Origin of the sequence: Polynucleobacter sp. AP-Kolm-20A-A1, from assembly GCF_018688315.1 — a bacterium.
Classification (GTDB): domain Bacteria; phylum Pseudomonadota; class Gammaproteobacteria; order Burkholderiales; family Burkholderiaceae; genus Polynucleobacter.
Genome location: NZ_CP061315.1, coordinates 1,724,868 through 1,748,130, shown reverse-complemented (window position 1 = coordinate 1,748,130; position 23,263 = coordinate 1,724,868). Strand labels below are relative to the sequence as shown.

Here is a 23,263-nt window from a genome sequence, read left to right as displayed (position 1 = left end):
ATATGTCTAATACACCTTCTCAAATTCAGTTGATTCAGCCAGACGATTGGCATTTGCATATTCGTGATGGCGAAGTCATGAAGGATGTATTAGCGGATACCGCGCGTCAATTTGCCCGCGCAATCATCATGCCCAATCTCAAGCCACCAGTGACAACTGTGGATTTAGCTAAAGCTTATCAATCACGTATTGAATCGAATTTAAAGTCTTTAGGAGTAAGTAGTTTTACTCCTTTGATGACGTTGTATCTCACTGACAATACTTCTGCGGACGAGGTTCGTAAGGCTAAGGCTGCAGGCATCGTAGGATTTAAGTTGTATCCAGCAGGTGCAACTACGAATAGTGACGCTGGCGTTAGTGATCTGAAGCATTGCCATGCAGCCTTGGAGGTGATGCAAGCTGTCGGTATGCCACTCTTGGTGCACGGCGAGGTAACCAATTCTGAAATCGATATCTTTGATCGTGAAGCGGTATTTATCGATACAGTACTGGAGCCATTACGCAAAAAATTTCCTGAACTCAAAATTGTCTTTGAGCACATTACGACTAAGCAGGCTGCACACTATGTGCGTGATGCAGGAACCGGCGGAAAAAATACCATTGCGGCAACCATCACTCCTCAGCATTTACTAATGAACCGCAATGCGATTTTTGCCGGCGGTATTCGTCCGCATAATTATTGTTTGCCAGTACTTAAACGCGAAGAACATCGCGTTGCATTATTAGAGGTGGCCACTAGCGGCAACCCTCGTTTCTTTTTGGGAACCGATAGCGCGCCTCATGCGAAGGGTGCTAAAGAGGCTGCCTGTGGTTGCGCGGGTTGTTACAGCGCATTTAACGCATTGGGTTTATATGCCGAAGCGTTTGAGAGTGTTGGCAAGCTTGATAAGTTGGAAGGCTTTGCTAGTTTCTTCGGCCCTGATTTTTATTCTCTGCCACGCAATAGCAAAACCATTACCTTGGCAAAGCAAGCTCAAAACATACCCGCAGAATTGCCATTAGGCGATGCCACCATTGTTCCGCTACGTGCTGGCGAAACGATTGCTTGGTCACTCGTTTAAAAAACTCAAATCATTGCTTTCTTAGCCAAATTGTTCTGACTGCGTTAGACTGCAGGCGCAGAGTCAATTGGGCAATCGCCGCCTCTTTATTGAGGGGGAGGAAAGTCCGGACTCCATAGGGAAGGGTGATGGCTAACGGCCATCCACGGCGACGTGAGGAATAGGGCCACAGAGACGAGCGTATTTAGTTACGGTGAAACGCGGTAACCTCCACCTGGAGCAATCCCAAGTAAGCAGGCGATGAGGCGTCCCGCTGAGTCTGCGGGTAGGGAGCTTGAGCCGTCAGGTAACTGCCGGCCTAGAGGAATGATTGCCCCTAGATGCAAATCTAGGCGACAGAATCCGGCTTATCGATTGACTCTGCACTTATTCTGAAACGATGTCGATGCTGTAGGTGATTTCAGCCGTCTTTGCCAGCATGGTGGTTGCTGAGCAGTATTTCTCGTGTGATAGTTTGACGGCACGCTCCACTTTTGACCGCTCTAAGTCTTTGCCTTTGACTGTGAAGTGCATATTGATCTTGGTAAAGACTTTTGGCTCTACTTCCGCCCTTTCGGCAACCAACCTTACATCACAGGCACTCACAGCCTGTTTTGCGCGTTGTAGGATTAAAACCACATCAAAAGCAGAGCAGCCCCCTGTTCCAGCCAAAATTAACTCCATAGGCCTTGGGGCACTGTTTTGGCCACCAGCATCTGGCGGCCCGTCCATTTTGAGTTGGTGACCACTGCCAGTTTCGGCTGAAAAAGCCATTCCGCCATTACCCAACCAAGATACTCGACAATCCATATTAGTGACCCCTAACTTACTAAATTAATCAATATTATCAATAGTTTACCAATATTTACGGGTTTTGGTTTGGCAATAAAAACAACTAAAAAATAGAAAAAAATTGATTTTGGTCAATTTTCTTGCGTTGCACCATATTGTTTGTGTAGAATAACCATATTGGTAGTCAGTCTTGTATAAGACTGCGACTTACCTCCCAGTGTCTCCTCCACCCAAACATAGGTGGATTCCAACCCAGGACTCGTTCCTGGGTTTTTTTTAGGTTACAATTCAAGGCTTTACTGAATTACCGAGCCGGTCAGCGGTAATTTGTAGTACCAGTTAAATTGCAGAATCTGCGAGCTTGCAAACATAAGCAGGGCCAAGGTGGATGTAGTTTGGTTGGGGTAATTTTTTATTGACCATAACAATTTGAGAAATCATGAAAACTTTTTCTGCAAAATCCCATGAGGTAGTGCATGAATGGTTCGTGATTGACGCTACGGACAAAGTCCTCGGTCGTGTCGCCAGTGAAGTGGCACTCCGTCTACGCGGCAAGCACAAGCCTGAATACACCCCACACGTTGATACTGGCGACTTTATTGTTGTCATCAACTCTTCTAAGCTACGTGTCACAGGCACTAAAGGCTTGAACAAAATTTATTACCGTCACAGCGGATACCCAGGCGGTATTAGCTCGACTAACTTCGACAAGATGCAAGACCGTTTCCCAGGTCGCGCTTTGGAGAAGGCTGTGAAAGGTATGTTGCCAAAAGGCCCACTAGGCTATGCCATGATTAAGAAATTAAAAGTCTACGGCGACGCCAATCATCCGCATGCGGCTCAACAGCCAAAAGCGTTAGAGATTTAAGGAAACCAAATGGCTATTAATTACGGAAATTGGAATTACGGTACTGGTCGCCGCAAGAGCTCTGTTGCGCGCGTATTCATTAAATCTGGCAAAGGCGAAATCATTGTTAATGGTAAGCCTATCGATTCATATTTTGCTCGTGAAACATCACGCATGATCGCTCGTCAGCCTTTGGCTCTCACAGCCCACTTAACGACCTTTGATATCAAAGTAAACGTTTCTGGTGGCGGTGAAACTGGCCAAGCTGGTGCAGTTCGTCACGGAGTTACTCGTGCATTGATCGACTACGACAACGCTTTGAAGCCAACTCTGTCTAAAGCAGGTTTGGTAACTCGCGATGCTCGTGAAGTTGAGCGTAAAAAAGTTGGTCTGCACGGCGCGCGTCGTCGTAAGCAGTTCAGCAAGCGCTAATTCTTTCAGTCGCTTAAGTTTTATCGAAAGGGTCGCGCAAGCGGCCCTTTTTGTTTCTACAATCTAGGTATTAAAGAAATAAAATTCATCTGTTGGTATTTTGGAGAATGGCATGATTAAAGTTGGCATCGTAGGTGGCACTGGCTATACCGGAGTGGAATTGCTACGTTTATTGGCGCAGCATCCCGAGGTAGAGCTCACTGCAATTACTTCTCGTACAGAAGCTGGCATGCCAGTAGCTGAGATGTTCCCATCTTTGCGTGGTCGCGTTGCTCTGAAATTTACAACGCCTGATGAAGCTAAGCTCGGTGACTGTGATGTGGTGTTCTTTGCAACACCGCATGGGGTTGCTATGGCGCAAGCAAAAGAATTACTCGCTAAGAATGTGAAAATTTTGGATCTTGCTGCTGACTTTCGTTTGAAGGACACCAAAGAGTTTGCAAAATGGTATGGCATGGAGCACGGCTGCCCAGAAATTTTGGCTGAGGCTGTTTATGGTTTGCCAGAGATTAATCGCGATGCAATTAAAAAGGCGCGTGTAGTAGGTTTGGCAGGTTGCTATCCAACCTCTGTGCAGCTTGGACTTGCACCCTTGCTATCGCCAAAATCAACGGGTGGGAAGCATTTCATCGATGGTTCACATATTATTTCTGATTCGAAGTCAGGCACCTCAGGTGCTGGGCGTAAAGCCGAGATTGGTACCCTCTTGTCTGAGGCAAGTGATAACTTCAAAGCGTATAGCGTTAAAGGCCATCGTCACTTGCCCGAGATTGAGCAAGGCTTAAAAGCAATTGCTGGCCATGATCAAATTGGCTTAACCTTCGTGCCACATTTAACGCCAATGATTAGAGGTATTCATTCGACTTTGTACGTTCGTTTGACTGATGCTGGTAAAGATGTTGATTACCAAAAACTTTATGAGAGCTTCTATAAGGATGAGCCGTTTGTCGATGTCATGCCGGCCGGCAGTCATCCAGAGACTCGCTCTGTGCGGGGCAGCAATGGCATTCGGATTGCGATCCATCGTCCAGGTGGCGGTGATACTTTGGTTATTTTGGTGGTTGAGGACAATTTGGTGAAGGGTGCTTCGGGCCAAGGCGTGCAGTGCATGAACCTGATGTTTGGCTTGCCAGAGACTACAGGCCTTACCCAGATCGCTGTATCACCGTAATCAGGGCGTAATGACCCTTCAGCAAACTGGACATTAAAAGCCTAAAATAAGACATTGCCTTTTGAATTAGGAGTAAATCATGACCGAATTAGCGACAAAACCTGTAGAAGACTTGGCTGAGCCACCAACCCCATTGGTGTTCACAGATAGTGCTGCTGCAAAAGTGGCGGACTTGATTGCTGAAGAAGGTAATCCAGAGTTAAAACTCCGTGTATTCGTACAAGGCGGTGGTTGCTCAGGATTTCAGTATGGCTTCACATTTGATGATGCTGTAAATGAAGATGACACTCTCTTTGAAAAGAATGGCGTTACTTTGTTGGTGGATTCAATGAGCTTCCAATATTTAGTTGGCGCTGAGATTGATTACAAAGAAGATATCAATGGCTCACAGTTTGTGATCAAAAATCCAAATGCCCAAACTACTTGTGGCTGTGGATCTTCTTTCTCTGCTTAAAGAGAGAAAGGTTTATCGACTTAAGCTGGATAGCAAGCGCCTAGAATTCTAGGACCCTTCGCTCCCGTAACGGCTGGCAAATTTGCTGGCCGTTTTTCTTTGTGAGCCCATGCAAGCCAAGCAAAAGCAAGGCCCTCAACAAGTTGTGGATCAATACCGGCAGAGTCGCTAGTAGTAATTTCTAAAGGCTGCTTTAAAAAATGTTGTGCTTTGACTTTGAATAAATTCATCAAGGCGTTATTTCGGGCGCCGCCTCCACAGACAATCAGCTTCTGGGTTTGCGGGGCATGACGGGCTAAAGCTTCGAGGGCGGAGTGCGCTGTCAAATGTAGCAAGGTCGCTTGCACATCTTCACAAAGATAATTTTCACCCCCCAATTTTTCTTGCAGCCAATGCAGGTGAAAGTCGTCTCTACCGGTGCTCTTGGGAGGCGCTTTTGCAAAGAAAGAATCAGTCAGCATTTTTGTAAGCAATGCCTCATTGACTTTGCCTTGCAATGCCCATTGACCATTTGCATCAAACGCGTTGCCTTGGTGCTCATGTATCCAGGCATCCATCAACATATTTCCAGGGCCACAATCAAAGCCTGTCACTTCACCATTTTTAGGAAGTAGGGTGAGATTGGCAATGCCACCAATATTGAGAATTGCTATATTTTTATCTTCTACAAATTGCTGCGCATGAAACGCTGGGACTAAAGGCGCTCCATGACCACCAGCAGCTAAATCACGACTTCTAAAATCGGCGATGACATCGATACCAGTCTTTTCTGCCAAGAGAGCTGGGTTTAATGTTTGGTGGGTGTAAGCCATATCGCCCAGATGGGGTTGATGGCGAATGGTTTGGCCGTGCGCACCAATAGCAGCAATATCTGAAGCTTGGAGTTTGGCCTTTTTCAGGAGCTGTTCAACGGCATCCGCATAAGCTAGGGCTAGCGCATTGCCCGCCTGCTTTTCGCGGTGGAGCTCGTTGGGGCCAGTGCTTTGAAGCTCAAATAAGGCCTTGCGGAGCGCTGGTGAGAAAGCTGTGCTGATTGCCTCTAGAGCGGTTGCCTCCCCATTGCCACCAATCTTGGCTAGAACAGCATCTATCCCGTCCAGGCTAGTGCCAGACATGAGGCCGATATAGAGGGAATGGGGTTTGTTCATGTGGTTCTCAGGAATGCGACAATTATGCTTTAGCAATTTAACTACTAATTTAACTGAATCAGTAACCCGAATCAGCATGACGGCTAAACCAGAACAAAAATATCCTTTGACCCCAGAAGTCTTTGCGGCACTCGAGGTCACTAAACGTGGCTGCGATGAGCTATTGGTGGAGGTCGATTGGGTTCAGAAGTTGGCTCGTAGCCAGGCAACCAATACCCCGCTCAGAATTAAATTGGGTCTAGATCCTACGGCTCCAGATATTCATCTTGGTCATACGGTAGTTTTGAATAAATTGCGCCAGCTACAGGATTTGGGTCATACCGTTATTTTCTTGATTGGTGACTTCACCAGCATGATTGGTGATCCGTCCGGCCGCAATGCTACTCGCCCACCTTTGACTGCTGAAGAGATCGCCGTCAACGCTGAGACCTACTATCGTCAAGCAAGCATGGTGCTTGATCCTGCTAAAACTGAAGTGCGCTACAACAGTGAGTGGTGTGATCCCTTGGGTGCGCGTGGCATGATTCAGTTGGCAGCGCGATATACCGTTGCACAAATGTTAGAGCGCGATGACTTTACAAAACGCTACCGTAGTGGCGTACCCATTTCTGTACATGAGTTCTTGTATCCATTGATGCAAGGTTACGACTCTGTTGCACTCAAGAGTGATTTAGAGCTCGGCGGTACAGATCAAAAATTTAATCTCTTAGTTGGGCGTGAGCTCCAGCGTGAATATGGCCAAGAGCCTCAATGTATTTTGACAATGCCGCTGCTGGTTGGTTTAGATGGCGTGGACAAGATGAGCAAGTCAAAAGGCAATTACATTGGCATCAGCGAACCTGCTGGCGAGATGTTTGGCAAGCTTTTGAGCATCTCCGATGAATTGATGTGGGATTACTTCACATTGCTTTCATTTAGGCCAATGGCTGAAATTGATCTCATGAAACAAGAGGTTGCTGCCGGTCGCAATCCAAAGGACTGCAAAGTACTTCTCGCACAAGAAATCGTGGCACGTTTTCACTCACAAGCGGCAGCTGAAAAAGCATTAGAAGACTTTAATCACCGCGCTAAAGGTGGCGTGCCGGATGACATTCCAGAAGTCAATCTCTCGGGTGCACCAATGCAAATCGCCAGCCTTTTGAAGGCTGCAGGCTTAGCACCATCAACATCCGAAGCTAATCGTAATATTGAGCAAAATGGTGTAAAGATTGACGGCGCAACAATTACTGATAAGCAGTTAAAGATTGAAGCTGGTACTTACGTCGTGCAAGTTGGCAAACGTAAGTTTGCGAAGGTGACGCTAGCTTAAATATCTAAGCTAGCACTACCGCTAGGCGGCGTTAACCCAAAGTGTTCATAAGCCTGGCGAGTAGCTACTCGGCCGCGCGAGGTCCTTTGTAGATAGCCTTGTTGAATCAAATATGGCTCCAGTACATCTTCAATAGTGTCGCGCTCTTCGCCAATCGCTGCCGCCAAGTTATCGATACCCACTGGGCCACCATCAAACTTGTGCAAGATAGCTTCTAGTAATTTTCTATCCATCACATCAAAGCCGCTCGGATCCACATCGAGCATCTTGAGTGCAGCATCCGCCATGGCTTTAGTAATCGTGCCGGTGCCTTTAACTTCTGCATAGTCACGCACTCTTCTGAGTAGGCGGTTAGCAATACGCGGAGTGCCACGAGCACGCTTTGCAATCTCAATAGAACCCTCTGGATCGATGTTTGCCTTTAATAAGCTAGCAGAGCGATTAATGATCTTGGTGAGTTCTTCTGTCGTGTAGAACTCTAATCTGGCCACAATACCAAAGCGATCACGCAATGGATTGGTGAGCATGCCGGCACGGGTAGTTGCGCCAATCAGTGTGAAAGGTTTGAGATCAATTTTGACGCTGCGTGCTGCAGGGCCTTCGCCAATCATGATGTCTAGGCTGTAGTCCTCAAGTGCAGGGTACAGAATTTCTTCTACGACTGGAGAGAGACGATGAATTTCATCAATGAACAGCACATCGTTTGCTTCTAGATTCGTGAGTAAGGCTGCGAGGTCACCGGGTCTATCTAAAACGGGTCCGCTGGTTTGGCGGAGATTTACACCAAGCTCTCTGGCGATGATGTGGGCAAGCGTTGTTTTGCCAAGGCCGGGGGGTCCAAATAGCAGGACGTGATCTAAGGCTTCTTGACGTGCTCTGGTAGCACTAATAAAAATTTCTAATTGTGCTCTGGCTTTAGTTTGTCCAACATACTCGTCTAGTTGCTTAGGTCGCAAGGCTCTTTCAAATACAGCCTCTGCGTTTCCGGCTGCGCCGCTCACAATGCGGTCATTACCTTCCGGGATATCTTCGGGAATTGAGCTTAGATCGTCGGTATGAATTGCCATGCTACAAGTGTAGTGCTTATTGAGGATTACTTCTATTTACGATCAGGCTTTAGATAAATACTTTAAGCCCATACGAATGCCATCTGAAACACTGGTATCTGGTGGGATTTGTTTGAGTGCCAATAAAGCTTCTTTTTCTGAGTAGCCCAATGCTAGGAGCGCTTGTAGGACTTCGCTACTTGCTTCAATTGCTTGTGGCTTGCCGCCAGTAATGCCAAGGTCTGGCGCTAGCTTACCTTTCAGTTCTAAACAAAGGCGCTCAGCGGTTTTCTTGCCGATACCTGGAACTTGGGTTAGTCGACCGGCCTCTTGCAGCGCAATTGCTTGGGCTAATTCATTAACACTCATGCCAGAGAGCACTGCTAGTGCCGTACGGGAGCCAACACCACTAATTTTTATGAGTTGTCTAAATGCTTCACGTTCAGTTTCAGTAGCAAAGCCAAAAAGTTGCTGCGCATCTTCACGAACTTGAAAGTGCGTGAGAAGCGTAATTTTTTCGCCAGCCGAAGGCAGTTGATACAAAGTGCTCATCGGCACATCTACCTCGTAACCAATGCCATGGCAATCAACCAGAAGTCGAGGAGGGTGAACGGAAACGAGAGTGCCTTGTATGCGACCAATCATGTAGAGATCTTAACCTGTGATGTATATTTTTACTTAGTGCGTTTCTTGGGGCTTAAAGCTGCAGTGGCTGCGCTAATTGCTTTTGGTATTTGCGCATGATGGGCTGCGCAGATAGCAACGCCGAGCGCATCCGAAGCATCGGTTCCTGGGGCGCGATTTAGTCTGAGAAGGCGTTTCACCATTTCCTGAACCTGTGGTTTAGCCGCTCGACCGGTGCCTACGATTGCTTGTTTGACTCTTAAAGCGCTGTACTCCGCTACAGGAAGTTTTTGAGAAACCAGGGCGGCAATGACTGCCCCTCTAGCTTGTCCCAGCATCAGGGTAGAGCGAGGATTCACATTTAAGAAGACTTCCTCAATCGCCGCAGACTCTGGATGATAGGTTTCCAAAACTTCTTTCACGCCAGCATAGAGTGCCCCTAATCTCTCAGGTAGCCCTTTAGCTGGATCTCCACTTTCAATGGTGCCGGAGGCAACGTAGGTCAGTTTTTGGCCGTCAACATCAATGACGCCAAAACCAGTAGTACGAAGACCTGGGTCGATTCCTATCCAGCGCATGCAGATTAAGTTTGCTTAGTGACGGAAGTGACGGGTGCCAGTAAAGATCATGGCGATGCCATGCTCATCAGCTGCCGCAATGATTTCATCATCACGCATGCTGCCACCCGGTTGAATTGCACAACTTGCGCCACCATTAACGACAACATCTAGGCCATCACGGAATGGGAAGAACGCATCGCTTGCCACTGCAGAGCCTTTCAGACTTAGACCAGCATTCTCGGCCTTGATGCTAGCCATACGGGCGGAGTCCACGCGACTCATTTGACCTGCACCAATTCCGAGTGTCATGCCATTTGCGCAATATACGATTGCATTGGACTTTACAAACTTAGCAACGCGCCATGCAAACATCATGTCGTGCATTTCGCTTGGAGTTGGCAAACGCTTGCTCACAACACGCATCTCATTTTCAAGAACATTTTTCGCATCAGGAGATTGCACAAGCAAGCCACCACCTACGCGTTTGAAATCAAATGTATTAAACGCAGCACCTAGTGGTATTTCCAAAAGACGAACATTTTGTTTGGCAGCAAAAGTTGCTTTTGCTTCATCGCTAAAGCTAGGGGCGATTAATACTTCCACAAACTGCTTGGAGATGGCTTCAGCTGCAGCGCCATCGCATGGAACGTTAAATGCAATGATGCCGCCAAAGGCAGAGCTGGGGTCAGTTTTAAATGCTTTTTGGTATGCCTCAAGCGCTGTTGAGCCTACAGCAACGCCGCAAGGATTGGCGTGCTTGATGATGACGCACGCAGCAGCGCCACCAGCATTGCCGGTAAAGCTCTTAACGCATTCCCAGGCCGAATCAGCATCAGCAATATTGTTGTATGACAGTTCCTTGCCTTGTAACTGTTTGTAGTTAGCAAGTGCGCCATCTACGGGATAAATATCTTTGTAGAAAGCAGCGGATTGATGTGGGTTCTCGCCATAACGCATCTCTTGTACTTTTTCGAAAGCAAGATGCAGAGTTTCTGGATAGGCAGAACGAGCTTTATGGTCTAAGTCATCACCTAATGCTGAGAGATAGTTGGCAATTGCACCATCATATTGAGCTGTATGGGCAAATACTTTTTTGGCTAAAGTCAAATTAGTCTTGTATGAAACAGCATTCTTATTGGCTTTCATTTCAGCCAAGACTGGGGCGTAATCTTCGGGTGAAATCAGTACGGTAACGTCTTGATGATTCTTGGCGGCAGCGCGTAACATGGCTGGACCGCCGATATCAATATTTTCAACCGCATCTTCAAATGAGCAGTTTTCCTTGGCAATAGTCTCATTAAATGGATACAGATTAATTACCAGCATGTCGATTGTGTCGATGCCGTGCTCTTTAAGCGCCGCCATATGTTCCGGGAAGTCTCTGCGCGCTAGTAGACCGCCATGCACCATGGGGTGGAGCGTTTTAACGCGGCCATCAAGCATTTCTGGAAATTTAGTCAGGGATGAAACTTCTACAACAGGCAAACTGTTCTCAGCCAAGAGCTTTGCGGTGCCTCCGGTGGAAATTAGCTTGATACCTTGATCATGAAGGGCTTTAGCAAAAGGCACGATGCCATTTTTATCGGAGACGGAGAGAAGGGCTGTACGGATCATATTTTTCGGAGGGTTTAATTAAAAATTACGTTAAAGACTGTTGATTCTTATTTCAGTAGTTGATGCTCAACTAACTTCTTATGAAGGGTATTTCGATTGATGCCAAGGTATTGTGCTGCTAGGGACTGGTTGTGTTTAGCATGTTGCATCACTAATTCCAACATCGGCTTTTCTACAACAGCCAATACCATTTGATAGATATCAGTAGGTGCTGTTCCTTTAAGGTCATTTAGGTAACCTTGTAATTGGGTTTCAATGCATTCAGTAATTGGGTGCTTATTGGTCATAACAATCTATCAATACAAAAACAAATATAAGAAAAAATAATCAAGCGGCTTCTAAAAACAGCAAACGATCAGAATGAGATTTCATCTCATCAAAATAATCATTCACCATTTGCAATTGCGTCTTGCAATCATCGGCAGTATTCATGCGTTGGCGGAAAGCATGCGAGTCACGTAAGCCTTTGCAATACCAGCCAATGTGCTTACGTGCGGTGCGAAGGCCAATGTGCTCGCCGTAAAACTCATAGTGATCCAAAAGGTGGGCATTCATGATGGCCTGGATCTCATTGATCTCCGGGGTCGGCAGCTTGCCACCAGTTTCTAGGTAATGATTAATTTCACGAAAAATCCAAGGGCGTCCTTGTGCGGCGCGACCAATCATGATGGCATCTGCACCGGTGACCTTTAAAACTTGCTCTGCTTTTTCAGGGTTATTGATGTCGCCATTGGCCACCACCGGTATTCTCACACTATTTTTAACGGCGGTAATTGTTTCGTATTCTGCTTCACCGTGATATAGATCGGCTCTAGTGCGACCGTGCACGGTCAACATGGAGATGCCACTTTTTTCTGCTAAGCGCGCAATCTCAATTGCATTTTTGTGTTCACGATCCCAGCCGGTGCGAATCTTTAAGGTTACCGGTACCGCATCTGGACCAACTCCAACGGCATTAACGACTGCCTCTAAAATTTGTTGTACCAGAGGTTCGTCACGTAATAACGCAGAGCCCGCGGCAACATTACAAACTTTTTTTGCTGGGCAGCCCATATTGATATCAATAATTTGGGCGCCGTGATCTACGTTGATTTTTGCAGCAGCCGCCATCATGGCGGGATCGGCACCTGCAATTTGCACAGCGATCGGCTTGAACTCGCCAACGTGATTTGCTCGACGTTGCGTTTTTTCACTTTTCCAAAGCAGAGCATTGGATGCCACCATTTCGGAAACGGCATAGCCAGCACCTAATTTCTTGCAAAGCTGCCTAAAAGGACGATCTGTTACCCCAGCCATAGGGGCTACAAAAAGCTTATTTGCGAGGAGGTGAGGACCAATGTTCATCTAAAAGGGCTTGGGCGGAAAGCATGACACTTTAGCACAATCGACCCTAAATCTGCCTATTTTTTAGGCAGATTGCTTGTTTTAGATCAAATGGTGAGCGCTTGGATTTTGAGGGTGATTTAAGCCCTTTAGCGCCTGCCAAACATCATCTGGCGGGCTAAGGCTGTCTTGATTGGCGGAACCCACTGAAGGGCCGATAAAGCCAGTCCGCGAGCGACCACAACTGGGGCTAGATTCGATGTAAATACTCTGGCCATAAAGTCTGTTAGCCCAATAGTAGCTTTTCTATCGGCTTTGCGACTTTGGGCATAACTCTGGAGGGCGTTTTGGATTTCGATGGAGGATTGCTCGGATCCGGAAAATACATCAACCAATGTTTCTGATAAGAGATAGGCATCACGTAGCCCTAAGTTCAGACCTTGCCCTGCCACAGGGTGCAGAGTTTGGGCAGCATTGCCAATCCAAACTTCATTGTCCTTAGCAATCTCTTTGCGGTAGTTCAGGCCGAGTTCGTATAAGCGACGATCTTGAATTTTTAAAAAGCGTCCAATGCGTGAACCAAATTCATTTTGTAATGCATCTAAAAAATCTGCATCACTCAGTTGTAAGTGGTGTTGTGATGAAGCGGGCGAACCACACCAAACGAGATTCAGAATGTTAGAACCATAGTGACTTGGCAGAACTGCTAGAGGGCCCTCTGATGTAAAACGTTCCCAGGCTTGGTGGGGCGCTGCATTTTCTACTTCTACTAGGCCAACTAAAGCAGATTGGCCATAATCACGACCAGATTCGACCCAGTCCTGCTTCTTAAATAATCCACCTTCAGCGTGCACAACACATTTAGCTTGAATGATATTTTCTTCGACACCTTCGCTAATATGCTTCCACGCGAAGTTTTTACTTTTTGTTTGAATCGCCCTTAAGGCTTGGCGAAGCGTGACATGAATATCGCGATAGCGAATGATGTGTCCAAGGGCATCCTGCTTGAGCTCTTCACGCGTCATTAGTGCACGGCCAAAGCGCCCAGCTTGTGAAACATGTACTCGATGAATTTGCGCAAATTCTTTTGGCCAAGCATGAATGGTGTCGAGCAACAGCTTACTGCCATGCGAGAGCGCAATACCGCGACTGTCTGCGTTTACAAGATCTTCATCATTTACGGGATTTCGATCAAGTAATATGACACTTGCATCGGGAAATTTTTGCAATATCCAGGCGGCGCAAGCCAATCCTACTGGACCACCTCCCTGAATCAAAATATCGCAATTGGACGAACTCATTTTTAGTTATTTTTATGAGTTTTTCATGAGCGCTTCAATCTCATCTGCTTTGACCGGTACGCCACGTGAAATCAATTCACATCCTGAGTCATTGATTACGGCATCATCTTCAATGCGAATCCCAATGTTCCAGAAGGCCTCATCAATGTCGTCCGCGGGTCTGACATATAGACCCGGCTCAATTGTGATGACCATGCCGCTTTTGAGCATGCGCCAAGGCTTTTCTGTGCCGGATATATCTTGTGATGTTTCACGATATGAGCCAACATCATGAACATCCATGCCAAGCCAATGAGAGGTGCGGTGCATGTAGAAGCGGCGATAAGCCGCTGTTTCAATGGCGTTGTCCAAAGAGCCTAATTCAGAGAGCTTGAGTAACTTCTCGTCTAGCAATCCCTGAGTGAGAACTTTGAGTGCCGCCTCATGAGGTTGCATGAAAGTGTTGCCTACTTTGGTTGCTGCAATAGCAGCTTCTTGCGCTGCTAGTGTGATGTCATATAAAGCGCGTTGTGGCCCGGTAAATTTTCCATTCACTGGAAATGTGCGGGTGATATCTGAAGCATAGCCATCCAACTCACAACCGGCATCAATTAGACATAGCTCACCACTGCGCAATTCAGTTGCACCAGCACGATAGTGGAGGATGCAAGAGTTCTCGCCGCCCGCAACAATGCTGTTATATGCAACACTTTGTGCACCACTATTGCGGAACTCATGGAGTAATTCTGCTTCGAGTTGATATTCACGCATGCCAGGCTTACAAATTTGCATTGCTCGGATATGGGCGCGCGCAGAGATGGCTGCAGCACGACGCATGATGTCGATTTCATGCGCATCCTTAAATAAACGCATTTCATGTATCAGTGCTTCAACATCATGAAATTCTGAGGGCGGGTTTACTCCGGAACGTGCCTGACTGCGCACTTGTTTCATCCAATGACGCAAGCGTCTATCGGCTTCAGCGCTTTCTGACAGGCGTACATAGACTGCATCTTGATCAGCCAATAATTCACCAAGCTTTTGATCGAGCTCTTGATTGCTGTGAGCAAATTCAAGACCTAAAACTTTTGGAGCCGCCTCAGGACCAAGGCGAATACCATCCCAAATTTCTCGTTCAAGATCTTTAGGTCTGCAAAACAAATGAGATTGAAGTTGAGCATTTCCTGCGTCGTCATCAACCTTCATGACAAGCGTGGCTCCAGGTTCTTCAAAACCCGTTAAGTAGAAAAAATCACTATCGTGACGATAGGGAAATTCGCTATCGCGGTTGCGAGCTAGCTCTGGTGCAGTCGAGATCACAGCGATGCCGCCACCAGTTTTGGCAAGCATTTGTTTTGCTAGGGCATTTCTACGAAGCTGATAAATATCGTTTTTATTCATATGCTGCATTGAGCTCTTGTAAGCGTTGTGGCGTACCTACATCGTGCCATGGGCCGACATATTTTTCACCGGACACTTTATTTTGCTCCATGGCAGTTCTTAGTAAGGGGGCTAGCTTAGCTGGAGCACCATATTCCAGACCTTTAAACAAGTCTTTGTGATAAATGCCAATTCCTGAGAATGTGAGCTTTTCAGCATTGGGTGCTGCTGAATTCTTTACGGACGAGCCCTGGAGGTAGAAATCTCCCTCGGGGTGCTGGACGGGGTTGGGGACCATCAGGAGGTGGGCCAAAGGCTGATGACTATCCAAACCCATCTTGGCGGCAGTATCCAAGAGCTGGGAAATTGGCAGGTTTGGACTAAATACATCCCCATTGATTACTAAAAAGTATTCCCCTGGATTCAGGATGGAAAGCGCTTGGCGTATTCCGCCAGCAGTTTCTAAAGCCGTTTCTTCGGGGGAGTATTTGATGTGTAGGTTAAATTGGCTGCCATCACCCAAGACCTTCTCAATTTTTTCACCCAACCAAGCGTGGTTGATAACGATGTTTTGAATTCCAGCTTTCGCTAATGCTTCTATATGCCATTGCAATAGAGATTTGTTTTGGATTGTTAAGAGGGGTTTTGGTAGATCATCCGTAAGAGGGCGCATCCGTTCACCTCTACCTGCAGCCAGCAGAAAGCAGGGAATCAGCAAGCGCTTATTCATGAGCGAGTGGCCTCTAAAATTCGTGCCAATGGTTTTAATTCAATATAGCGGTTGGCGCAGGCAATGGCATATTCAAGAACTAATGGAATGTCTTTGAGGTAGCCATCTTTTCCATCACGATGAAAAAGTCTTGCAAAAATACCAAGAACCTTCAGGTGGCGCTGCAAACCCATCCATTCAAAATCTCGGTAGAACTGACCAAAGTCATTCGGCATGGGAAGCCCAGCCTTACGACCTTCTTCCCAAAATTTAATAACCCAGTCAATTACGCGTTCCTCAGGCCAGGCAATGTAAGCATCGCGCCAGAGCGAAGCAGCATCATAAGTAATGGGGCCATAGACAGCATCTTGGAAATCAATTACGCCCGGATTATTTTTTTCAGTCACCATCAAGTTACGTGAATGATAGTCACGATGCACATAGACTTTTGCTTGCGCCAAATTATTTTCAATAATGAGTTCAAATGATTTTTTGATCTGCGCTTCTTGCAAACCATTTAGTTGAATATTGAGATGCTTCTTTAGATACCATTCTGGAAACAAATCTAATTCACGTTGTAAGAGTGCTTCATCATAGTTTGGCAATACATTGGGTTTGCTCGCAAGTTGCATTTCTACCAACGCATGTGTTGCAGCTTGATAAAGATGATCTGCGCTCTCATTATTGAGCTCTGCAAGGTATGTTTTGTTGCCAAGATCATTTAATAATAAGAAGCCGTTGGTAAGGTCTTGTTCAAGAATTTTGGGGACATTTAGACCTGCCTCGGAGAGCAATAAATCGACTTGAATGAAGGCATCTAAAGGCTCATGCTGCGGAGGGGCATCCATGATGATCAAGGTTGGAAAATCTACCTTTTTGGACTCAATCCTGAAATACCGTCGAAAGCTGGCATCCGCTGATGCGGGGGTCAAAGTGTCGAGATCTAATTGCCAGTTAGCTTGTAGGCCTTTTAGCCAGCTGCGAAGGGTATTTAAGCGAGAGTCAGTCATGGTCGATTCGTATAATAAGGCGGGTCTGGATCTATGAGTCATTATCGCCGTCGCGCCGGCCTTTGCGCCCCTCTTTTAATAGCTGCAACCCTGCGCGTAATGATGGGGGTGGCAACCCTTATTGTCGTGCTTCCGGGGCATGCCCAAGCACCAGCCCCATTACCCCCTCTTGGGCAGCAATCAGCTAATACTATTTTGCTTCCCGATCGCGGCAATGTGACCATTTTAAAGTTAGATGATCAGTTGCGTGTTGGTCAGCCAATTAGTGATGGCAAGGCACTTACGTTTACATCTAGCGATTCTATTGATGGTGTCGTGGATCGTGATATGCATCTAAAAGGCCGTGCGCAAATTCGTCGTAATGGCGCAGTATTAAAAGCGGACGAAATTACTTATGACCCAGACACCGATGTTGCTGATCTATTGGGTAATGCTGAATTGTCAAAAGGCAATGTGACCTTTAAGGGTCCTAAAGGACAATTCAAAGTAGATGCGCGCGAAGGTGCAATGGAGACTCCTGTGTATCTATTGCGCGATAACGGTGGCAATGGGTCAGCCAATAAATTAACTGTACAAAGCGCTGATGTATTTGTATTTGATAAGGCCACCTACACGACGTGTACCCCGGAAAACATGGATTGGTATTTCACTGTCAGCACGATGGAGATTGATAACGAGCAAAAAGAAATGGTTGGCACACATGGTGTCATGCGTTTCTTCGATGTACCCATTGCTTATGTGCCGTATTTCACGGCGCCAACTGGTGGCCAACGTCGCTCAGGTCTGCTTGCTCCAGTAGCAGGCTACAGCTCTAATAATGGCCTTGATATTACTCAGCCCTATTACGTTAACATTGCCCCCAATCGTGATTTGCTTTTATTGCCGCGTTATATGAATCAACGGGGCGCTATGCTCGGAGCTCAGTATCGATTCTTGGATAGCCAGTATTCCGGCACTGCAATGGGTGAATTCATGTCTTACGATAAGAAGACAGGTACAGATCGCTGGAAGTACGACTGGCAACAGCGACAGATATTTAGTGGTGGCATGGGGTATGGCGGTGTTCCACTTCCCGGTGCCTGGACGGGCTACGCTAATATGTCGAGGGTTTCCGACAATATGTATCCAACGGATTTTTCACAAAGTATTGCTGGAGCTGTTACAAGTCAGTTTCGTCAGGAAGCTGGAACCACCAAAAATCTTACAGGCAGCTTAAGTAACTGGACTGTGGGTGCTAAAGCGGCAACATTCCAAACTTTGCAGCCCGATCCAACTGTCACGGTACAGGCCCCATACAACATATTGCCAAATATCACTGCTGCATATAACAACCGCATGACCCCAGCTGCCGCAGATGCAAGCGGAAAATATTTGGCTTTGCCAAGTGGACCAGTTACCACTTTCTCGTCTGATTTCACACGCTTTTCTTACAACATTGGTGGCAATTTAGCAGCAACAGCACCTGGTGTTTACAGTCAGGCTGATAGAACCGTTCTTAAGGGTGCAATGTCACTCCCACAAGTGACTCCAGGTTATTACTTAACGCCTAAGGTGAGCTTTCAGTCAAACACCTATAACGCAACGCAATTTACTACAGGCACCGTCCCCATTGTGCAGGGCTTTACTATCCCCACCTTTAGTCTAGATTCCGGTTTAGCTCTTGAGCGTGAGGCAGCCGAGTTAAAAGGTTTTTATGGTCGCGATATGTTGGTAACAGTAGAGCCACGCGCATTTTATTTATATACCCCGTATCAAAGTCAAGCGCAAACACCAATCTTCGATACGGCTGATGCAGGTTTTGGCGTCTCTCAAATCTTTAGTGAAAACACATTCGTTGGTAATGACCGTATTGCAGATAGCAACGCTGCAACGCTGGGTTTAACTAGCCGCATGATTGAGGCCAATACTGGTGCTGAACGTGCGAACGTTACGCTTGCTCAGAAGCAGCAATTCACAGGCCAAAGAGTTGGGTTGAATGGAAATATTACGAATCCCACCACTTATTCAGATACCTTGGGGTCGGGATCGATTCGTTTGCTTGGTAACTTCAGTGCGGATGTATTTGGACAGTACAACACTCAGTTAAATAAATTTGTTCAAAGTACTGTTGGTGGTAGTTGGCGACCAACTCCTGGTAGAAGTTTAAATTTTGGTTATCGCAATGTATGGTCACCACCAGTTCAGGCTTCGGTGCAAAACAATCAAACTTTTGTCCCGGCTGCTACAACAACCGATCAATACAATATTTCTGGACAGTGGCCGCTTACCCGTGAAGTTTCGGTGCTGGGACGTTGGGGATATGATGCTTTAGCTACTAAAACCTTAAATACTTTAATGGCTTTAGAGTGGACTCGTGATTGCTGGACTTTCCGTGGGGCGTACTCTCAAGTGGTCAATACATCACAGATAACCACCACCCAAATCCTATTCCAAATAGAATTTAGAGGCTTTGCTAGCGCAGGAAGCAATCCAGTTGATATTATGAAGTTAAATGTCCCTGGATATATGCCCACCTCTAAGCCAATCCCCCCCTCAATTTATGAGAACTATCAATGATGCTTTGTAGGAATCGCTTTAAACACATTAGCACCGCAATTTTATTTGGCGGCTTTGCTTTATTTGCTAGTCTTAGTACCGCTCAAGACTCTGCTCGCAGTACTGGTGCTGTCGATAGCAAGGTTCGAAATATTGACGGGGTTGCAGCCGTTGTCAATACTGGCTACGTTACACGCAAAGAAATTGATGATCGAATTGCCGCTCTTAAAAAGCAGGGGGCAAAGTTACCGGATGACGCTTCTTTACGCAAAGTCATTCTCGAGCGTTTAATTGTTGAAAAAATTCAACTCCAAAATGCTGATCAGGATGGCATAAAAGTTACCGATAAAGAGCTGAACAAGATCATTGGTGATATTGCGGCAAAAAATAAATTAACTTATGCCGAATTCAAGGCAAAAGTTGATGCCTCGGGAACAACTTTTGCGCGTTACAAAGAAATGTTGCGTGATGACGTTATTGTGAGTCGTTATCGGGAGCGCGAGGTTGAGGGCAAGATTAAAATTTCCGATGCTGAAATTGATAACTTTATTGCCGATCGCAGAGCTGCAATCACGGGAGGCGGGGTACAGCGCTCTGCACCTGCAGCAAAAGGCGCTCCAGAAGAAATCGATGTAGCGCAGATATTTATTCCAGTAAATGCGGGAGCCGGAGCCGGCACCCAGGCTGAGGCAAAAAAACTTGCAGATGCTTTATTGCGTCAAGCCCGTGGCGATGTTGATTTTATGCAACTAGGCGCAATGGCAGCTAAAGATAATCCAAATATTAAGTTTCAAGATCTGGGCTACCGAACTCCAGATCGTTTGCCTCAATTATTTTATGAAGCCATCAGAAATACTGGCGGTGGCCAGGTTGCTAGCAGCATCGTTAAGAGTCCTGCGGGTTACCACGTGCTCAAAGTATTGGATCGTCGTGCACTTGTTGCTGGAGCAGCTCCCGAGCCTCAGGCAGCGCCGCAGGAAGCCGCTTCTACTACCCCACAAAATATTATGGTCACGCAAACAATGTCGCGCCACATTCTTTTGCGTAGTCGTCCTGGCTTAACTGACCAAGATGCCGAGAGACGCCTACAGGGCTATCGAGACCAGGTTCGCGCTAAAACGGCAGACTTTGGTGAGCTTGCCAAAAAGTACTCCGAAGATGGTTCTGCTGCGGGTGGCGGAAACTTAGGCTGGATGGGGCCTGGCGATTTGGTGCCTGAGTTTGAGCAAGCTATGAACCGCTTGCAAATTGGTGAGGTTAGTAATCCCGTTAAGTCGGAGTTTGGTTGGCACTTAATTCAGGTATTGGAGCGCCGTGAAGCCCAGTTGACTGTTGAAAAGCAGCGACAGTTTGCACGTGCAGCTATTCGTGAAAGAAAGTTTGAGCAGGCATATCAGGATTGGTTGCGCGAGTTGCGCGATACTGCAACCGTCAAGATTCTGAATGTGGAAGATGCAGCAACAAGTGCCCCTCGTTAAGCTGGCCATTACTACCGGCGAACCTGCCGGTGTCGGCCCTGAGGTTTCTGTAGCTGCTGCACAAGATTTTTTGCAGAATTATCCAGATGTGCAAATCACTTTGCTTGGAGATGCTGATTTATTGCTATCCCATCAAGCAAGTAATACCAAATTATCGGATCGCCTAAAGATAGAAGCAATCTCTCTTTCCGCACCCGTAACTCCTGGTACCTTAAATCCAGCGAATGCTCAATATGTATTGCAGTTGTTGAATGATGCTGTAGACGGCTGTCTTGATGGCCGGTTCGATGCCATGGTGACAGCCCCGGTACAAAAAAGCATTATTAATGAGGGCGGTATTCCATTTACAGGACACACAGAATATTTGGAGCGCCGTTGCAATGCAAAGCACGTTGTCATGATGTTGTGCGCCCAGTTGCCGATGGGTTTCTTAGGACTTAAATCACCCAGGGATTTGAGGGTTGCATTAGTAACCACGCATCTTCCGGTAAGAGATGTGCCATCAACCCTAAGCTACGAATTGATTCTAGAGACTATTCAAATAGTGCATGCTGATTTACAGAATAAGTTTGGCATTTCTAAGCCGGCCATACGTGTCGCCGGTTTAAATCCTCATGCGGGAGAGTCTGGCCATATTGGGCGCGAGGAAATTGAATTCATCTCTCCCGCTATTGAGGCGGCAAAAAAGATGGGTATTAATGTGATGGGGCCTTATCCAGGTGACACGATGTTTGATGCCTCCTCCCTAGCAAGTGTTGATGCTTATATAGCGATGTATCACGATCAAGGCTTAGCCCCATTTAAATTTGTAAGTTTTGGTGGTGGCGTCAATGTCACCCTAGGTTTGCCAATTATTCGTACATCGGTTGATCACGGTACGGCTTTGGATATAGCAGGTAAGGGCATTGCAGATTCCGGCAGCATGCTTGAAGCTCTACATTTAGCCTATCAATTGGCAATAAATCAGAGAGAGCAATCTAAATAAATGCATCGCGCACGTAAACGATTTGGCCAAAACTTTTTACAAGACAATGGGATTATCTATTCCATAGTGGCTTTGATTAATCCTAGCTCAGACATGCATGTGATTGAGATTGGCCCTGGTCTTGGTGCACTCACTAGACCCTTACTGAGTAATCTTGATCAATTAGATCTTTTAGAGATCGATCGTGACTTAGTGGCTTACTGGAATCAAGAAAACCTAAAAGGTTTAAAAGTAATTGAAGGCGATGCTCTGAAATTTGATTTTTTGGAGTGGGCTAGAAATCGCGCTGATAAAAGGGGTCTTTGTAAGGTAGTTGGTAACCTTCCTTACAACATCTCTTCACCATTACTATTTCACTTGGTGTCAGCAGCAAAGGAAATTGATGAGCAAGTATTTATGCTGCAGGCGGAAGTCGTAGAGCGTATGGTGGCTAAGGCGGGAAGCTCAGATTTCAGTCGATTATCCGTAATGCTTCAAGCGCGCTACGATATGGAGTTAGTTTTAGAGGTGCCTCCTGAGGCTTTTGATCCAATGCCTAAGGTAAATTCTGCTGTGGTTCGCATGATCCCCAGAAGAGATTTTGATTTAAGTGATGCACAGTGGCATTCTTTAGAGAAGGTAGTTGCAGCCGCATTCTCACAGAGAAGAAAAATGCTGCGTACCAATTTACAGGCTTTTGCAGATAGGCTTAGCTTGACTGAGGTAGAGCTTAAAGCAAGAGCCCAAGATATTTCGGTAGCGCGTTATATCGAATGGGCGAAGATCATCACTGCCTAGGCCTTTAGTTATTGATATGCGCTTGGATCAATGACGCGCATTTCCGCTTCAATCCAGCCTTCCACCTCTTGTTGTAATTCTTCGCCAGATTTCCCCGTGGAAGCAATGGCAGGACCAATTGAAAAGATCACGGTACCCGGGTGCTTTAAAAATCCATTCTTAGGCCAGTAACGACCAGCGTTATGCGCGATAGGAATTACTAATGCGCCGGTAGCGCTTGCTAGACGTGCGCCACCCTTGCGGTAGGGCTTATTCGAACCGGTAGGTGTTCTTGTTCCCTCCGGAAAGAGCATGATCCATTTGCCCTCTGCCAATCGTTTGCGACCCTGACTTGCAACGGAAAGTGCAGCAGTCTGTTTGTTGGAGCGGTTGATATGAATCATTTTTAGTAAAGCGAGAGCCCAACCAAAGAATGGTATCCACAGTAATTCGCGCTTAAATACAAAACACAGTTGTTTTGGTAGCAAGGCAATATAGGCAATAGTTTCATAGGCTGATTGATGTTTGCTCAAAATCACAACTGGCTCATTCAGGACTGCCTTCATATGTTCCATGCCGCGGATTTCATATCGAATTCCACACAAGTGCCATAACAGCCAGATCACCACTTTGTTCCAAAGACCAATAAAACGGTAACGATTTTCAGGGCTTAAAAATGGGAAAGCCAGCATGCACAAAACCGACCAAATCGGCGTAAAGATCAGCAAAAATAATGCAAATAGAATCGAGCGGACATAAATCATGATTGC

23 protein-coding genes and 1 other RNA gene are annotated in these 23,263 nt (G+C 46.4%); 11 read left to right on the top strand and 13 right to left on the bottom strand.

Annotated features, from left to right (window positions below; all coding sequences use genetic code 11):
- The first annotated feature begins 2 nt into the window (after nucleotides 1-2).
- Nucleotides 3-1,061 (top strand): dihydroorotase, encoded by a 1,059-nt coding sequence (gene pyrC, locus C2745_RS08710; RefSeq protein ID WP_215384208.1) that lies wholly within the window; start codon nucleotides 3-5, stop codon nucleotides 1,059-1,061.
- A gap of 59 nt (nucleotides 1,062-1,120) precedes the next feature.
- Nucleotides 1,121-1,427, top strand: an RNA gene (gene rnpB / locus C2745_RS08705) — RNase P RNA component class A.
- Here rnpB and C2745_RS08700 read toward each other — a convergent pair.
- Nucleotides 1,428-1,850: an OsmC family protein gene (locus C2745_RS08700; RefSeq protein WP_215384207.1), complete on the bottom strand. Its 423-nt coding sequence runs from the start codon at nucleotides 1,848-1,850 to the stop codon at nucleotides 1,428-1,430. It abuts the RNA gene before it with no gap.
- Between the two features lie 421 nt (nucleotides 1,851-2,271).
- On the opposite strand from C2745_RS08700, the gene rplM reads away from it, so the two are divergent.
- From rplM to erpA, 4 genes are all read left to right on the top strand, one after another.
- Nucleotides 2,272-2,700: a 50S ribosomal protein L13 gene (rplM, locus tag C2745_RS08695; RefSeq protein WP_011903721.1), complete on the top strand. Its 429-nt coding sequence runs from the start codon at nucleotides 2,272-2,274 to the stop codon at nucleotides 2,698-2,700.
- Between the two features lie 9 nt (nucleotides 2,701-2,709).
- The gene (gene rpsI, locus C2745_RS08690; RefSeq protein WP_215384206.1) at nucleotides 2,710-3,111 is read left to right on the top strand and encodes a 30S ribosomal protein S9; all 402 of its coding nucleotides are present in this window, start codon (nucleotides 2,710-2,712) and stop codon (nucleotides 3,109-3,111) included.
- A gap of 112 nt (nucleotides 3,112-3,223) precedes the next feature.
- Entirely contained in the window at nucleotides 3,224-4,282 is a 1,059-nt protein-coding gene (gene argC / locus C2745_RS08685; protein WP_215384205.1) for an N-acetyl-gamma-glutamyl-phosphate reductase, read from the top strand.
- 79 nt (nucleotides 4,283-4,361) lie between these two features.
- Entirely contained in the window at nucleotides 4,362-4,736 is a 375-nt protein-coding gene (gene erpA, locus C2745_RS08680; protein WP_215360321.1) for an iron-sulfur cluster insertion protein ErpA, read from the top strand.
- A gap of 20 nt (nucleotides 4,737-4,756) precedes the next feature.
- Here the strand turns inward: erpA and C2745_RS08675 are convergent, their stop codons facing one another.
- Nucleotides 4,757-5,884, bottom strand: coding sequence for an anhydro-N-acetylmuramic acid kinase (locus tag C2745_RS08675; RefSeq protein WP_215384204.1), 1,128 nt, complete (start codon nucleotides 5,882-5,884; stop codon nucleotides 4,757-4,759).
- Nucleotides 5,885-5,960: 76 nt separating this feature from the next.
- Between C2745_RS08675 and tyrS the strand changes: the two genes are divergently transcribed.
- The gene (gene tyrS / locus C2745_RS08670; RefSeq protein ID WP_215384203.1) at nucleotides 5,961-7,193 is read left to right on the top strand and encodes a tyrosine--tRNA ligase; all 1,233 of its coding nucleotides are present in this window, start codon (nucleotides 5,961-5,963) and stop codon (nucleotides 7,191-7,193) included.
- Here the strand turns inward: tyrS and ruvB are convergent.
- The 10 genes from ruvB to C2745_RS08620 form a co-directional block, all read right to left on the bottom strand.
- The gene (gene ruvB / locus C2745_RS08665; protein ID WP_215384202.1) at nucleotides 7,190-8,260 is read right to left on the bottom strand and encodes a Holliday junction branch migration DNA helicase RuvB; all 1,071 of its coding nucleotides are present in this window, start codon (nucleotides 8,258-8,260) and stop codon (nucleotides 7,190-7,192) included. The two genes, tyrS and ruvB, sit on opposite strands and share 4 nt — an antisense overlap.
- A gap of 42 nt (nucleotides 8,261-8,302) precedes the next feature.
- The gene (gene ruvA, locus C2745_RS08660; RefSeq protein ID WP_215384201.1) at nucleotides 8,303-8,884 is read right to left on the bottom strand and encodes a Holliday junction branch migration protein RuvA; all 582 of its coding nucleotides are present in this window, start codon (nucleotides 8,882-8,884) and stop codon (nucleotides 8,303-8,305) included.
- A gap of 29 nt (nucleotides 8,885-8,913) precedes the next feature.
- Nucleotides 8,914-9,441, bottom strand: a complete 528-nt coding sequence (ruvC, locus tag C2745_RS08655; RefSeq protein ID WP_215384200.1) for a crossover junction endodeoxyribonuclease RuvC — start codon at nucleotides 9,439-9,441, stop codon at nucleotides 8,914-8,916.
- A 15-nt stretch (nucleotides 9,442-9,456) separates the two neighbouring features.
- Nucleotides 9,457-11,037, bottom strand: coding sequence for a bifunctional phosphoribosylaminoimidazolecarboxamide formyltransferase/IMP cyclohydrolase (gene purH / locus C2745_RS08650; protein WP_215384199.1), 1,581 nt, complete (start codon nucleotides 11,035-11,037; stop codon nucleotides 9,457-9,459).
- Between the two features lie 47 nt (nucleotides 11,038-11,084).
- Nucleotides 11,085-11,324 (bottom strand): helix-turn-helix domain-containing protein, encoded by a 240-nt coding sequence (locus C2745_RS08645; protein ID WP_128112754.1) that lies wholly within the window; start codon nucleotides 11,322-11,324, stop codon nucleotides 11,085-11,087.
- A 40-nt stretch (nucleotides 11,325-11,364) separates the two neighbouring features.
- On the bottom strand, nucleotides 11,365-12,381 hold the full coding sequence (dusB, locus tag C2745_RS08640) for a tRNA dihydrouridine synthase DusB (protein ID WP_215384198.1): 1,017 nt from the start codon (nucleotides 12,379-12,381) through the stop codon (nucleotides 11,365-11,367).
- A 128-nt stretch (nucleotides 12,382-12,509) separates the two neighbouring features.
- Complete coding sequence (locus C2745_RS08635; protein WP_215384197.1) at nucleotides 12,510-13,661, bottom strand: FAD-dependent monooxygenase; 1,152 nt, start codon at nucleotides 13,659-13,661, stop codon at nucleotides 12,510-12,512.
- Between the two features lie 12 nt (nucleotides 13,662-13,673).
- Nucleotides 13,674-15,041: a Xaa-Pro aminopeptidase gene (pepP, locus tag C2745_RS08630; RefSeq protein ID WP_371742985.1), complete on the bottom strand. Its 1,368-nt coding sequence runs from the start codon at nucleotides 15,039-15,041 to the stop codon at nucleotides 13,674-13,676.
- On the bottom strand, nucleotides 15,034-15,750 hold the full coding sequence (gene murU / locus C2745_RS08625; protein ID WP_215384195.1) for an N-acetylmuramate alpha-1-phosphate uridylyltransferase MurU: 717 nt from the start codon (nucleotides 15,748-15,750) through the stop codon (nucleotides 15,034-15,036). Before murU ends, pepP begins: the two co-directional genes overlap by 8 nt.
- A complete protein-coding gene (locus C2745_RS08620; protein ID WP_215384194.1) occupies nucleotides 15,747-16,739 on the bottom strand; it encodes an aminoglycoside phosphotransferase family protein in 993 nt (330 codons plus the stop codon). Before C2745_RS08620 ends, murU begins: the two co-directional genes overlap by 4 nt.
- A 33-nt stretch (nucleotides 16,740-16,772) precedes the next feature.
- Between C2745_RS08620 and C2745_RS08615 the strand changes: the two genes are divergently transcribed.
- From C2745_RS08615 to rsmA, 4 genes are read left to right on the top strand one after another with little or no spacing between them, the layout of a single operon-like run.
- Entirely contained in the window at nucleotides 16,773-19,295 is a 2,523-nt protein-coding gene (locus C2745_RS08615; protein WP_215384193.1) for an LPS-assembly protein LptD, read from the top strand.
- Nucleotides 19,292-20,752, top strand: a complete 1,461-nt coding sequence (locus tag C2745_RS08610; protein ID WP_251368321.1) for a peptidylprolyl isomerase — start codon at nucleotides 19,292-19,294, stop codon at nucleotides 20,750-20,752. The genes C2745_RS08615 and C2745_RS08610 overlap by 4 nt, the downstream gene beginning before the upstream one ends.
- A complete protein-coding gene (pdxA, locus tag C2745_RS08605; protein ID WP_215385668.1) occupies nucleotides 20,727-21,737 on the top strand; it encodes a 4-hydroxythreonine-4-phosphate dehydrogenase PdxA in 1,011 nt (336 codons plus the stop codon). The genes C2745_RS08610 and pdxA overlap by 26 nt, the downstream gene beginning before the upstream one ends.
- Entirely contained in the window at nucleotides 21,738-22,514 is a 777-nt protein-coding gene (gene rsmA / locus C2745_RS08600) for a 16S rRNA (adenine(1518)-N(6)/adenine(1519)-N(6))-dimethyltransferase RsmA (RefSeq protein ID WP_215384192.1), read from the top strand.
- An 8-nt stretch (nucleotides 22,515-22,522) separates the two neighbouring features.
- Here rsmA and C2745_RS08595 read toward each other — a convergent pair whose 3' ends face one another.
- Nucleotides 22,523-23,257, bottom strand: coding sequence for a 1-acyl-sn-glycerol-3-phosphate acyltransferase (locus C2745_RS08595; protein WP_215384191.1), 735 nt, complete (start codon nucleotides 23,255-23,257; stop codon nucleotides 22,523-22,525).
- Nucleotides 23,258-23,263: the final 6 nt, after the last annotated feature.

Bases quoted from the DNA above. Each gene is read 5' to 3' on its own strand.
- C2745_RS08635 (WP_215384197.1), bottom strand. From the start codon at position 13,661: ATGAGTTCGTCCAATTGCGATATTTTGATTCAGGGAGGTGGTCCAGTA.
- pdxA (WP_215385668.1), top strand. From the start codon at position 20,727: ATGCAGCAACAAGTGCCCCTCGTTAAGCTGGCCATTACTACCGGCGAA.
- rplM (WP_011903721.1), top strand. From the start codon at position 2,272: ATGAAAACTTTTTCTGCAAAATCCCATGAGGTAGTGCATGAATGGTTC.
- C2745_RS08700 (WP_215384207.1), bottom strand. From the start codon at position 1,850: ATGGATTGTCGAGTATCTTGGTTGGGTAATGGCGGAATGGCTTTTTCA.
- ruvB (WP_215384202.1), bottom strand. From the start codon at position 8,260: ATGGCAATTCATACCGACGATCTAAGCTCAATTCCCGAAGATATCCCG.
- C2745_RS08595 (WP_215384191.1), bottom strand. From the start codon at position 23,257: ATGATTTATGTCCGCTCGATTCTATTTGCATTATTTTTGCTGATCTTT.
- rsmA (WP_215384192.1), top strand. From the start codon at position 21,738: ATGCATCGCGCACGTAAACGATTTGGCCAAAACTTTTTACAAGACAAT.
- purH (WP_215384199.1), bottom strand. From the start codon at position 11,037: ATGATCCGTACAGCCCTTCTCTCCGTCTCCGATAAAAATGGCATCGTG.
- pyrC (WP_215384208.1), top strand. From the start codon at position 3: ATGTCTAATACACCTTCTCAAATTCAGTTGATTCAGCCAGACGATTGG.
- tyrS (WP_215384203.1), top strand. From the start codon at position 5,961: ATGACGGCTAAACCAGAACAAAAATATCCTTTGACCCCAGAAGTCTTT.
- murU (WP_215384195.1), bottom strand. From the start codon at position 15,750: ATGAATAAGCGCTTGCTGATTCCCTGCTTTCTGCTGGCTGCAGGTAGA.
- C2745_RS08675 (WP_215384204.1), bottom strand. From the start codon at position 5,884: ATGAACAAACCCCATTCCCTCTATATCGGCCTCATGTCTGGCACTAGC.
- pepP (WP_371742985.1), bottom strand. From the start codon at position 15,041: ATGAATAAAAACGATATTTATCAGCTTCGTAGAAATGCCCTAGCAAAA.
- dusB (WP_215384198.1), bottom strand. From the start codon at position 12,381: ATGAACATTGGTCCTCACCTCCTCGCAAATAAGCTTTTTGTAGCCCCT.
- argC (WP_215384205.1), top strand. From the start codon at position 3,224: ATGATTAAAGTTGGCATCGTAGGTGGCACTGGCTATACCGGAGTGGAA.
- erpA (WP_215360321.1), top strand. From the start codon at position 4,362: ATGACCGAATTAGCGACAAAACCTGTAGAAGACTTGGCTGAGCCACCA.
- C2745_RS08645 (WP_128112754.1), bottom strand. From the start codon at position 11,324: ATGACCAATAAGCACCCAATTACTGAATGCATTGAAACCCAATTACAA.
- ruvC (WP_215384200.1), bottom strand. From the start codon at position 9,441: ATGCGCTGGATAGGAATCGACCCAGGTCTTCGTACTACTGGTTTTGGC.
- C2745_RS08615 (WP_215384193.1), top strand. From the start codon at position 16,773: ATGAGTCATTATCGCCGTCGCGCCGGCCTTTGCGCCCCTCTTTTAATA.
- C2745_RS08610 (WP_251368321.1), top strand. From the start codon at position 19,292: ATGATGCTTTGTAGGAATCGCTTTAAACACATTAGCACCGCAATTTTA.
- rpsI (WP_215384206.1), top strand. From the start codon at position 2,710: ATGGCTATTAATTACGGAAATTGGAATTACGGTACTGGTCGCCGCAAG.
- C2745_RS08620 (WP_215384194.1), bottom strand. From the start codon at position 16,739: ATGACTGACTCTCGCTTAAATACCCTTCGCAGCTGGCTAAAAGGCCTA.
- ruvA (WP_215384201.1), bottom strand. From the start codon at position 8,884: ATGATTGGTCGCATACAAGGCACTCTCGTTTCCGTTCACCCTCCTCGA.